General features: G+C 71.6%; 11 protein-coding genes. 6 read left to right on the top strand and 5 right to left on the bottom strand.

All coding sequences use genetic code 11. From position 1 onward, the window contains the following. The coding region (locus JHN63_RS41830; RefSeq protein WP_200690365.1) for a pyridoxal-phosphate dependent enzyme at positions 1 to 308 on the top strand (308 nt) is incomplete at its 5' end. A 130-nt stretch (positions 309 to 438) separates the two neighbouring features. Here JHN63_RS41830 and JHN63_RS41825 read toward each other — a convergent pair. From JHN63_RS41825 to JHN63_RS41815, 3 genes are all read right to left on the bottom strand, one after another. Continuing rightward, complete coding sequence (locus tag JHN63_RS41825) at positions 439 to 798, bottom strand: cupin domain-containing protein (protein WP_200690364.1); 360 nt, start codon at positions 796 to 798, stop codon at positions 439 to 441. A 192-nt stretch (positions 799 to 990) separates the two neighbouring features. Further along, positions 991 to 1,968 carry a pyridoxal-phosphate dependent enzyme gene (locus tag JHN63_RS41820; protein WP_200690363.1) on the bottom strand — a complete coding sequence of 326 codons (978 nt, stop codon included), beginning with the start codon at positions 1,966 to 1,968 and terminating at the stop codon, positions 991 to 993. Next, on the bottom strand, positions 1,965 to 2,672 hold the full coding sequence (locus JHN63_RS41815) for a transcriptional regulator (protein WP_200690362.1): 708 nt from the start codon (positions 2,670 to 2,672) through the stop codon (positions 1,965 to 1,967). The genes JHN63_RS41820 and JHN63_RS41815 overlap by 4 nt, the downstream gene beginning before the upstream one ends. Positions 2,673 to 2,853: 181 nt before the next feature. On the opposite strand from JHN63_RS41815, the gene JHN63_RS41810 reads away from it, so the two are divergent. Together JHN63_RS41810 and JHN63_RS41805 are read left to right on the top strand one after the other, a co-directional pair. Beyond that, positions 2,854 to 4,077: a metallophosphoesterase gene (locus tag JHN63_RS41810; protein ID WP_200690361.1), complete on the top strand. Its 1,224-nt coding sequence runs from the start codon at positions 2,854 to 2,856 to the stop codon at positions 4,075 to 4,077. 135 nt (positions 4,078 to 4,212) lie between these two features. Next, positions 4,213 to 6,138: an SMI1/KNR4 family protein gene (locus JHN63_RS41805; RefSeq protein WP_200690360.1), complete on the top strand. Its 1,926-nt coding sequence runs from the start codon at positions 4,213 to 4,215 to the stop codon at positions 6,136 to 6,138. A 374-nt stretch (positions 6,139 to 6,512) separates the two neighbouring features. Here JHN63_RS41805 and JHN63_RS41800 read toward each other — a convergent pair whose 3' ends face one another. After that, the gene (locus JHN63_RS41800) at positions 6,513 to 7,478 is read right to left on the bottom strand and encodes a pirin family protein (protein ID WP_200690359.1); all 966 of its coding nucleotides are present in this window, start codon (positions 7,476 to 7,478) and stop codon (positions 6,513 to 6,515) included. Positions 7,479 to 7,647: 169 nt separating this feature from the next. Between JHN63_RS41800 and JHN63_RS41795 the strand changes: the two genes are divergently transcribed. The 3 genes from JHN63_RS41795 to JHN63_RS41785 all read left to right on the top strand — a co-directional run bounded on the left by JHN63_RS41795 (position 7,648) and on the right by JHN63_RS41785 (position 9,041). After that, the gene (locus JHN63_RS41795; RefSeq protein ID WP_200690358.1) at positions 7,648 to 8,130 is read left to right on the top strand and encodes a MarR family winged helix-turn-helix transcriptional regulator; all 483 of its coding nucleotides are present in this window, start codon (positions 7,648 to 7,650) and stop codon (positions 8,128 to 8,130) included. Beyond that, the gene (locus JHN63_RS41790) at positions 8,127 to 8,588 is read left to right on the top strand and encodes a MarR family winged helix-turn-helix transcriptional regulator (protein ID WP_200690357.1); all 462 of its coding nucleotides are present in this window, start codon (positions 8,127 to 8,129) and stop codon (positions 8,586 to 8,588) included. Before JHN63_RS41795 ends, JHN63_RS41790 begins: the two co-directional genes overlap by 4 nt. A gap of 105 nt (positions 8,589 to 8,693) precedes the next feature. Further along, entirely contained in the window at positions 8,694 to 9,041 is a 348-nt protein-coding gene (locus JHN63_RS41785; RefSeq protein WP_200690356.1) for a tetratricopeptide repeat protein, read from the top strand. A 61-nt stretch (positions 9,042 to 9,102) separates the two neighbouring features. Here the strand turns inward: JHN63_RS41785 and JHN63_RS41780 are convergent, their stop codons facing one another. Next, positions 9,103 to 10,494: a PepSY domain-containing protein gene (locus JHN63_RS41780; protein WP_200690355.1), complete on the bottom strand. Its 1,392-nt coding sequence runs from the start codon at positions 10,492 to 10,494 to the stop codon at positions 9,103 to 9,105. Positions 10,495 to 10,532 lie beyond the last annotated feature (38 nt).

Raw genomic sequence — 10,532 nt, 5'->3', positions numbered from 1 at the left:
CCCCGTCCCCGTCCTCATCGGATTCGGGTGCGTTGCGGATACGACGGGACCAGATCGGCAGCGGCTACGCCACGCTCACCGAGCCCACCGCCGAGGCGCTCACCCTCGCCGCCCGCACCGCCGGACTCGTCCTCGACCCGACCTACACGGGCCGCGCGATGGCCGGACTGATCGCGGCCGTGCGGGACGGCGACATCCGGCCGGGCGAGCGGACCGTGTTCGTGCACACGGGCGGGCTGCCCGGGTTGTTCGGGCACGCGGAAGCCGTCGCGTACGCGGAGGGGCGGGTCGCCGAGTACCGTGCATGACGGTCGGGTACGGCGTATGACCGTGCGGTGCCGCACATGACCGACCGGTGCCGCACATGACCGTCTGGTACCGCACATGACATACGCGCCCGGCGGGTGCGGTGCCGCGGGGCGCGTACGTCCGAAGGGGCTACGGGGCCTTCGCGTAGCCCGTGGCCATGGCGCCCGCGAAGTCGTACACGATCGCCTGTTCGTCGCCGACGACCCACGCGTCATGTCCGGGCGGGCACACGAACACGTCGCCGGGGCCCACTTCGGCCTCGCCGCCGTCGTCCATGAGGAGGTGCATCCGCCCCTGGACCACGTAGCCGTTGTGGTGGATCTCGCAACTCGCGGTGCCCGCGATCGGGGCCACCGACTCGGACCAGCGCCACCCCGGTTCGAAGGTGGCCACGGCGAAGTCGAGCCCGGTGAGGTGGACGGCTTCGAGGTGCCCGCGGGGGAAGTCACGTCGCTCGTCCGGCTTGTCGACCGTCTTCACTTCCAGCATGACGGCTGCCTCCGTTCCGGCCGTGTGCGGCACGGCCGGGGCCGGTCTCCGTCTCCCGGCGGCCACGAACGGCGTCGGCGCTTCGGCGGGGGCCGCGCCCCACCACACCATCGTCTTCCCGTCCAGCCGGGAGCGCCATTCGGGGCGACGCGGGCCTCGGGCGCGGTCAGGCGCGTCAGGCGTTCAGGCGCGTCAGGAGGAGCCCGGCGCGCACAGCCGTGCGAACCGCTCGCTGTCGATGTTGCCGCCGGACACGATCATCCCCACCCGGCCCGACAGCCGGCCCGCGCGCCCGGCGAGGAGCGCGGCCAGCGGGGTGGCGCCGCTCGGCTCGACGACGATCTTCAGCCGCTCGAAGGCGAACCGCATCGCGTCCTTGATCTCCTCGTCACTCACCAACGCGATCTCGTCGACCAGCCGTCGGTTCACGGAGAAGGTCAACTCACCGGGTGTGTCGGCCGCTTGTCCGTCGGCGATGGTGCGCGGCACCGGGATGGACACCCGCCGGCCCGCCTCCAGCGACCGCTTGGTGTCGTCGCCGGCCTCCGGTTCGACGCCGATCACGCGGGTGCGCGGGTGCAGCCCCTTGACGGCGGTGGCCGTCCCGGCGATCAGCCCGCCGCCGCCCACGGGCGTCAGTACGGCGTCCAACTCCCCTACTTCCTCGACGAGTTCGAGTCCCGCCGTGCCCTGCCCCGCCATGATGTGCGGATGCTCGTAGGGCGGGATGAGGGAGAGCCCGCGCTCCTTTGCCATCGCCTCCCCGATGGCCACCCGGTCGCCGCTGTAGCGGTCGTACGTGACGATCTCGGCGCCGTATCCCGCGGTGGCGGCGAGCTTCGAGGCCGGAGTGTCCTCGGGCATGAGGATCACGGCGGTGGTGCCGAGTTCGCGGGCCGCGAGGGCGACGGCCTGGGCGTGGTTGCCGGAGGAGTAGGCGGCGATGCCGCGCGCGAGTTCCTCCGGCGTCAGTCGCGAGGCCGCGTTGTAGGCACCGCGGAACTTGAAGGCGCCGATGCGCTGGAAGTTCTCGCACTTCAGGAACACCTCGGCGCCGACGAGTTCGTCGAGGGTGCGCGAACGCAGCACCGGTGTGCGGTGGGCGACGCCCTTGATCTGCGCGGCGGCGTCGCGGACGTCGTCGAGGGTGATGGGCGGGGTGGTGGTCACGCGGCTCCTCCATCGGAAGCGGGATCAGAAGGGGCGGGGGTGCCGGTCGCGGCCCGCGCCTGCGAGAGGTAGCTGTAGGCGGAGGCGCGGGAGATGCCCAGCCGGGCGGCGACCTGCTCGATGGCCCGGCGCACGGCGAACACCCCGTGCTCGTCGAGGCTGCGGAACAGCAACAGGCGCTGCGCGCGGTCGAGTTGGACCCAGGTCCGGCCCCGCCGCAGCTGATGGTCGTCGACGATGGCCTCGACGACGGAATCGATGTCGTTGCCGAACGTGGTGGTGGTCGACGCCTTGGCCGCACCCCCTCCACCGATCCCGGCGAGCAGGGCCTGCGCCTGCTGCACGGCGGTGACGTCGACGTTGACGCAGAGCGCGCCGAACACCGCGCCCGTGGAGTCCCGCAGAACCATCGTGGACGACTTGAGCTGCTGGCCGCCCTTGGTGCGGGTGAGGTAGTTCAACTCGTCGGCCGCCTCGTCCCCGCGCGCGAGCATCCGCAGCCCGATCTCACTCATCGCCCCACCGACGGACCGCCCGGTCAGCCCACCGGCAACGGCGACCACCGACTTCTCCGGGTCCCGGTAGTCATGCAGCACGACCTCGCACACGGGGCCGAAGGTCGCGGCGATTCCGTCGACGAGGGGGACCAGGGCGGCGATGATCGCGTTTCGTTCGGTGTCCGGGGACGGGTCGTCGGGCGCCATGCGCACCTCTCGGTTCGGACTGGGTGTCCAAGTACTATACCCACAGTCCAATTCCTGTCTGGCGGTGCGGCCCGAGTCGGCTCGTATGGTGACGGAGGCTGAGCCCTGAACACCCCGCCGCCCGCCCCGAGGACGACCCGATACAGTGCGCGGGACGGCAGCCTGGTCAGAGAGGGGCAGCGTGACCGACACCAGCGACACCCGATCCGCCGACAGCAGCGAAGAGCACGCTCCGCGGCGGAGCCCACTGCTCCGCCTGATGCGCTATCTCCCCCTGATCGCCCCCGTCCTGCTGTGGGCCCTGCCCTGCTGGGTGCTCCTGTACGCCGGCCAGCACTGGCCGCTGCCCGTCACGCTGGTCGGTACCACGCTGTTCGTCCTCGGTCTCGTCGGTATGCCGCTCGCGATGGGGCGCGGCCACGGCCGACGCCAGCAGGACCGGGCCGCGATCGTCGGGGACACCCTGCTGGGCGGCAGCTGGGTTCTGTTCACCTGGTCCGTGCTGCTCGGGGTGCTGCTGCGGCTCGTCCTGACCGTGGCCGGCGTCGGCGAGAGTCAGGACCGGGCCCGCATCGTCACCTGGGCAGTCCTCGGCACCACCGCCGTCCTGCTCGCCTGGGGGTACGCCGAAGCCCGCCGCGTGCCACGTGTGCGCCGCCTCGACGTCCAACTCCCGCGGCTGGGGGCCGGGTTGGACGGCACCCGTGTCGTCCTCATCACCGACACGCATTACGGCCCGCTCGATCGCGCCCGCTGGTCGGAGCGGGTGTGCGAGACCGTGAACACGCTGGAAGCCGACCTGGTCTGCCACACCGGCGACATCGCGGACGGGACGGCCGAACGCCGCCGCGCCCAGGCCGTCCCGCTCGGTACGGTGCGGGCCACCAAGGCCCGGGTGTACGTCACCGGCAACCACGAGTACTACAGCGAGGCCCAGGGCTGGGTCGACCTGATGGGCGAGCTGGGCTGGGAGCCACTGCGCAACCGCCATCTGCTCGTCGAACGCGGGGGCGACACCCTCGTGGTCGCCGGTGTGGACGACGTCACCGCCGAGTCCTCCGGCCTGGCGGGCCACCGCGCCCACCTCGCCGGAGCCCTGGACGGCGCCGACCCCGACCTGCCCGTGCTGCTCCTCGCCCACCAGCCCAAGTTCGTCGACCGGGCGGCAGCCGCCGGCATCGACCTCCAGATCTCCGGCCACACCCACGGCGGCCAGATCTGGCCCTTCCACCACCTGGTCCGCCTCGACCAGCCCGCCCTGGCCGGCCTCAGCCGGCACGGCGCCCGCACGCTGCTCTACACCAGCCGCGGCACCGGCTTCTGGGGCCCGCCGTTCCGTGTCTTCGCGCCCAGCGAGATCACCCTGCTCGTGCTTCGCTCCCCGGACCTGCCCAGCTCGCCGTAGCACCGGGCGCAGACGATTCGGCGGACAGGGCGAACGCCTTCCGGACGCCTCCTCCCTCCCTCGGTCTCCGCCGTGTCCCTCCTCCGTCACCGGAGCAGCGGGGCACTGTCAGTGGCGGGTGGCAGCATCGGGCGTATGACGGATTCCATGGCATTCGACTGGCGGGCCTTTCTCCTCGGGTGGAGCGGGGAGTGGGCGGATTCCCTGCCGGAGGGCAGGGCGAGGGGCGAGGACGACGAGGCCGCGCGACAGGCGCGCTGGTTAGGGTTCCCGCCCGCCTCCGAGGAGCGGATCGCGGCCATGGAGGAGCGCCTCGGCCGCTGGATGCCCCCGTCGTACCGGGAGTTCCTCAAGGTCAGCGACGGGTGGCGGCACGCGGGCGGGTTCGTCTCGCTGCTGGCGGGAACGGAGGACGCGCACTGGCACAACAACGCGTCGGGCCTCGCGGACATGTTCGAGGAGTACGAGGACGAGGACACCACGCCCGAGGAGCGGCGGGAGGCGGCTCTGTGGCGGCGCGGGCTCCAGCTCGACGTCGAGTCCGACATCACCTACATCCTCATGGATCCCGAGGACGTGGACGAGGCGGGCGAATGGGCCGTGTACACATGGTCGAGTTGGCGGGCCGAGCTGCCCGAGCGGCACGCGAACTTCCTTGCGTTCATGGACGAGATGCACCGCGAGTTCCACAGGCTCCAGGCGCACCGGAGCGACGGGGAGCCGGTGTTCGCCAACGACACGACGCGAAGGCTGGACGCCCTGGTCGATGAGGCTCGACTGGAGGCGCTGCGCGGCGACTGGGAGCGGGCCGAGAAGGGGCTGGACGAGGCCAAGGAGTACGGCAGGCCGCGGGCGGCGGGGCTGGGCGACCAGATACGCCGACTGCTCGGACGCACCTACATGGTGTATTTCGACGGCCTGGTGACGGACCCTCAGTACGCACCCGAGTTGCTGCCACCGCTGGCCGCCGAGCATGCGGCGCACTCGTACCGGGACGACTCCACGTTGCTGTTCCATCTGCGGGGCGCCGACGACAACCTGACGTCACTGGCTTTCGCGACGCTGGCTCAGATCAGAGACGGTACGTACCGGTACACGGCGGTCGGACCGTTCGGGGAAGCGGTCGAGCGGGCTCGGGAGTTGGCGCGGTGGGGAGACACCGACGGGGCCTGGCGGGAGCTGACAGACGCCCTGCCCCTGTGGGAGCCGCTGGGACCGGACCACTTGGTGCCCCTGGGATGGGTGGCCGACCCCGTGCTCGGGCCGCTGCTGACCCCGGAGCGCGGCCGCGAGTTGCTGTCCGTTCCACGAGGCGGTCAGACCGGCGAGGCACCGAGGCCGGCGGCCGGGCTCGACCCGGGCAACCTCGCCTGGCTCGCGGACCCGGACCCGGGAAACAACCGCACGTCCTACCGGTTCGTCCTGGTGGAAGGCGCGGAGCCGGAGGAGTTGCCCGAACGTCTCACGGACGGCGACGCGGACAGTGCCGTGCTGAGCGAACCCATGACCTTCTGGGAGGCGCGCAGCAGATCGCAACAGGACCGGAAGGAGTTCTCGTCCTACGACGACAGGGCCCTCATGGCGGTCGGCCGGGCCGGCACCGGCTGGAGCTTCGCCTTCGACGGCGGTCCCGCCCCGTTCGGCGGGCAGCGCTTCGTCTCTCCGGCCGCAGCCGCGAGCACGGGCACCCGTGCGGTGGTGGTGTGGAGCGGTCTGAGGGAACGGCACGGGGATCCGTTCTTCCATCTCTCGATGGCACGAGACGGTTGCGAGCAGTACGCGTTCACGTACGCGGACGGAGAGGTCCGATCGAGCGGGGAGATACCACCGGCCCTGGCCCCGAGCCGGTTCTTCGATGACCTGGAGGACGGGGCCGAGGTGGAGCGGTCACTGCTGGAGGCGGTGGCCGAGGAGTTCGGTGCGTCTCTACCGCGTCATGCCGTCGTGCACGGGCGGCTGCACACATTCACCACCCGGTCATGGACCCGACCGCCGGGGCCCGGCGAGACGTACACAGTGATCCGCATGCAGCCGATAGTCACGCGCCCGGCTGACGGCTGACGGACGGGAGGCAACGGGCCGGAAGGGAGGTGAGAACACGGCGCACGCCGTGACGAGGTGGCTGCTGCGCGTCTGGAACACAGGCCCCACGCCCCTGCCGAGCGGGCGGGGCGGGGGCGGCTAGGTGCCGGTGTGCAGGCCGGCGGGGTCGAGGAAGTCGGTGCGGAAGAAGCCGGGTTCCACGAGTGTCACGTGGAGGTCAGCAAGCGGGCTGCAACAGCCGCCCACACACAGCCACATCACCGAGTCGGCACCTCGCCCACGCAGACCCCTCAGGCCTCGGCTCTCGCGAAACCGCCGGCGTCGCCCGGACCCGGAAAGCGAAAGTGCGCGCACCCTCGCCCCGACCAACCCCGTCCGCGCGTCTCAGCAGGTCACCGCACCCGCCCCCGCGGCTTCAACCCCACCGGCGGCAGCTCGGGCGCCGGCAGCGGATCGCCGTCGTAGCCCTTCACCTCGCCGAAGCGTGAGCCGGTCATCCAGTCCGTGCGGGCCTGCTGGATCTCCTCCTGGGTGCGGCCGATCCAGTTCCAGAACATGATCAACTCCTCGTCGAACGGCTCACCCCCCAGCAGCATCAGCCCCGCGTCCGACGCGGCCCGCAGCGGGAGTTCGGTGCGGCCGCAGCCGAGGTAGAGCATCGAGCCCGGGAGGACCGGGACGCCGTCGACGTGGGCCTCGCCGGACATGGCCAGGACGGCGTACTCGAAGTCCGCTTCCAGCGGGAGGCGTACGTCCGCGCCGGCCGCGAGGGCCAGGTCCGCGCCGACGATCGGGGTGTACGTCGTGCCGGGCGAGGCCGCGCCGTCGACGTCGCCGAGGACGATCGTGGCGCGCAGGCCCGGTGCCGTGACGACCGGCAGTTCGGCGTGGTGCTCGAAGTGCGGGTCGACATGCCGGTGACTGTCGGGCAGCGCGACCCAGAGCTGCGCGCCGTGCAGGAAGCGGGCGTGCGACTTCGGGCTCTGTTCGGCATGACTGATCGCGCGGCCGGAGGTCATGAGGCCCAGTTCGCGCGGGCGGATCGTCGCGACGCTGCCGGTCGAGTCGCGGTGCAGCACCTCGCCCTCGTGCAGCCAGCTCACCGTCTGCAGGCCCATGTGGGGGTGCGGCGGCACCTGCATCCCCTGCTCGTCGGCGATGTCGTCGGGACCGTAGTGATCCACGAAGCACCAGGCTCCGACCATACGGCGGCCCAGGTTGGGCAGCAGTCGGCGGACTTCGGTGGACTCGCCGAGCTGCACCCGGCGCGGGCTGAGGAGTTCACGGACGGGCTCCGCCACCACGAAACCACGGCCGCCGCACAGGGCCGGAACCGCTTCGCGATCAAGATTGCTCATGGCGACAACCTAGCCCCGCCGGGGCCGTTCCGTCAGTCCGTCAGCCGCCGACCCGGTCCGTCGGGTCCTCACCGGTGCCGCCTCCCCTGCCCCGTCTCCCCGGTCTCGTCTCCGCGCCCCCGTCGAAAAATAGTAGCCATAGATATAGTAGCCATGTACCGTATCGGTCATGAGTACGGCATCCGAGGGCGCGACGCCCGGTTTCCTGGTCTGGCGACTGTCGATGAAGTGGCGCGTGGCGGTCGACCGCGCGGTGGCACCCCTGGGACTGACCCATGCGCAGTACTCCCTGGTGGCGTCGCTGTACGGCATGCAGCGCTCCGGGCTGCGCCCCAGCCAGCGGCACCTCGCCGACCACACCGGCCTCGAGGCCCTCTACGTCTCGAAGCTGGCCCGCGCCCTCGAATCCGCCGGCCTCGTCGAGCGCACCCGGGACCCCCGCGATCCCCGTGCGGTCCAACTGGCCCTCACCGAGCAGGGCCGCGAGGTGACCCGGCGGGCGATCAAGGTCGTCCACGGACTTCTGGAGCAGTTGCTGGAGCCGCTCGGCGGCCTCGACAGCGCGCGGGCCCGGGAGTTCGGCCGGGACCTGGCGACCCTGCTCGACACACCCCTCGACCATGCGAGTGAGCACGAGAAGGAGCAGTCATGACCATCACCGCACCCCGACTCGACCCCCGCGTCATCGGCCTCGCGCACTACGCCGGACGCGCCGTCCTGGAGAGCGTCCTGATCCGGCACGGCCTCGACTTCCAGCAGCAGATCACCCTCCGGCTCGTCGCCGTCGCCGACGGACCCCTCGGCCGCGAACAGCTCGTCGGCGAGGTCGTCTCGGCGTTGAAGGTCGACGAGGCCACCGTGCGCGACGTCGTCGACCGGCTGATCGCGGCGAAGCTGGTCGAGGCCGACGGGTTCGACGGGGTCGGCGGGCCCGAGGTCAGGATCACGGACGCCGGTCGCGAGCTGTTCGAGCGCGTCAGCCGCGAGACCGGCGCATACACCGCCCGGATCTACGCCGGCATCCCGGGCCAGGATCTGGAGACCGCCGGCCGGGCGCTGACCCTGATCACCGAGCGGGCCAACGCCGCCCTGGCCGCCGTAGCGGAATAGCGCCACCGTGGCGAAGCAGTGCCGCCGTAGCGGGGTACGACCACCATGGCGGAGTAGTGGAATATTCAACCAACATGGTCCGTTGAGGTCGTCGAAGGAGGTCAAGTGGACATGACGTACTACGACCACGGGACACCGGCGGAGCGCTGGGAGCGCGCGCAGATGTTCTTCGACGCCAAGGACTACGCCGCGGCGGCGCGGGTGTTGGGCGGGCTGGTCGAGGAGGTGCCCGAGCAGACCGGACCGCGCCTGTTGCTGGCGCGCGCCTACTACCACTCGGCCCAACTGCGGCGCGCCGAGGCCGAGTTGCGGGTCCTCGTGGAGCGTGACCCGGTGGAGCACTACGCGCGGCTGATGCTGGGCCGCACCCTGGAGCGCCAGGGGCGGCACGAGGAGGCGGGCTCGCATCTGCGGATCGCCTCGGCGCTCGCGGGTGACTTCGAGCGGGTCTGAGGGAGAGCGAGTACGAAGGGGCCCGGTTCCTTGAGGGGACCGGGCCCCTTCGCGTGTGTCGCTACTTCGCGTACGTCCGGTGGCCCCGGCGGTGGGCCACCTCGCCGAGCACGACGTCCACGGCGATGAACGCGGCCAGCGGGATGCCCAACAGCGGGACGAAATAGCCGAGTACGACGATCACCGCCAGGCACGGGACGAGAATCAGCGGGGACAGCTGGGCCCACGCGCCGCGCGGGATCGGGCGTCCGAAGGAGGAGCCCCGGCCGCGCTGCCACCACATCCGGTAGCCCCAGACGATCAGCAGGATCAGGGAGCCGGCGAGCAGCATCAGGGCTATCTGGTTCGCCAGTCCGAAGAGGACACCGGTGTGCAGGTCGATGCCCCAGCGGGTCAGCTTGGCGAGCAACGGGTAGTCGGCGAACCGGAGTTCGTCGGTCACCTTGCCGGTGGCGGGGTCGACGGCGACCGCGTCCTGTTTCTCGGGCCAACTGCGCTGGACCTGTTTGACGACGTACGCCGAGTTCGCGTCGGCGGGCGGCACGATCTCGACGGGGTTGCCCAGCCCTTCGGCCCGCGCGGCGGCGAGGATCTTGTCCAGGCCCACGCCGTGTTCGGCGGCGCCGGTCGCGGTGGAGCCGCCGTGGCCCGCGTGCTCACCGCTCGCCGCGGCGGACACCGAGGGCGTGGACTGGCCCAGGGAGGTGCGGAGTTCGTCGATGTTGGCACCCGCGTACGTGGACCAGGTCAGTCCGGTCGCCGACAGGAAGATGAAACCCACGGCGGCCCAGACGCCCACCGTGCCGTGCAGGCCGAGGGTGCGGCGCCGGCCGCTGGTGCCGCGCACCTTGCGCAGGGCGCGACGGCGGGAGAACCACAGCACCAGGCCACCGCCCGCGATGACCCACAGCCAGCTCGCGGCGAACTCGCTGTACAGGCGGCCGGTTTCGCCGAGGTTCAGATTGCGGTGCAGGTCGTCTATCCAGGTGCGCAGCGGGAGCGCGCCGGTCGAGCCGTACTGTTCGAGCGCGCCGCGCACCTTTCCGGTGTACGGGTCGACGAACACGGCGAGGGTGTGGTCGGCGCGGACGCCCTTGACGCCGGAGAGCATGACGCGGGTGGTGGCGCCGGCCTCCGGGGAGGGGCGGACCGCCGAGACCGTGCCCTCGGGGTGCGCCTTGCGGGCGGCGGTCACCTGCTGCGAGATCGGCAGCTCGCGGTCGCCTACGGGGACGGTCAACTCATGGGCGTACACGATCCGTTCGGCCTGGAAGGCACCGGCGTACAGAAAGCCGGTGGTCGCGGCGACGAGCAGGAACGGGGCGACGAGCACACCGGCGTAGAAGTGCAGACGCAGGACCAGGGGACGCAGCGGGGCCCAGCGGCTGGGGGACGGAGCCGGGACGGGCTCTTGCGGGACCTCGGCCGTGGCGGTCGAGGGAGCGGTGGACATGGGCGGGCTTCTCCGGGAGTACAGGGGGCGGGCGGACC

The sequence above is a fragment of the Streptomyces sp. MBT65 genome (assembly GCF_016612545.1).
In the GTDB taxonomy this organism is placed as follows: domain Bacteria; phylum Actinomycetota; class Actinomycetes; order Streptomycetales; family Streptomycetaceae; genus Streptomyces.
This window is presented reverse-complemented; position numbering and strand designations above follow the sequence as displayed.

Excerpts from the sequence above, each read along its gene's own strand:
- JHN63_RS41815 (WP_200690362.1), bottom strand. The coding sequence starts at position 2,672 with ATGGCGCCCGACGACCCGTCCCCGGACACCGAACGAAACGCGATCATC.
- JHN63_RS41795 (WP_200690358.1), top strand. The coding sequence starts at position 7,648 with ATGAGTACGGCATCCGAGGGCGCGACGCCCGGTTTCCTGGTCTGGCGA.
- JHN63_RS41825 (WP_200690364.1), bottom strand. The coding sequence starts at position 798 with ATGCTGGAAGTGAAGACGGTCGACAAGCCGGACGAGCGACGTGACTTC.
- JHN63_RS41805 (WP_200690360.1), top strand. The coding sequence starts at position 4,213 with ATGACGGATTCCATGGCATTCGACTGGCGGGCCTTTCTCCTCGGGTGG.
- JHN63_RS41780 (WP_200690355.1), bottom strand. The coding sequence starts at position 10,494 with ATGTCCACCGCTCCCTCGACCGCCACGGCCGAGGTCCCGCAAGAGCCC.
- JHN63_RS41800 (WP_200690359.1), bottom strand. The coding sequence starts at position 7,478 with ATGAGCAATCTTGATCGCGAAGCGGTTCCGGCCCTGTGCGGCGGCCGT.
- JHN63_RS41790 (WP_200690357.1), top strand. The coding sequence starts at position 8,127 with ATGACCATCACCGCACCCCGACTCGACCCCCGCGTCATCGGCCTCGCG.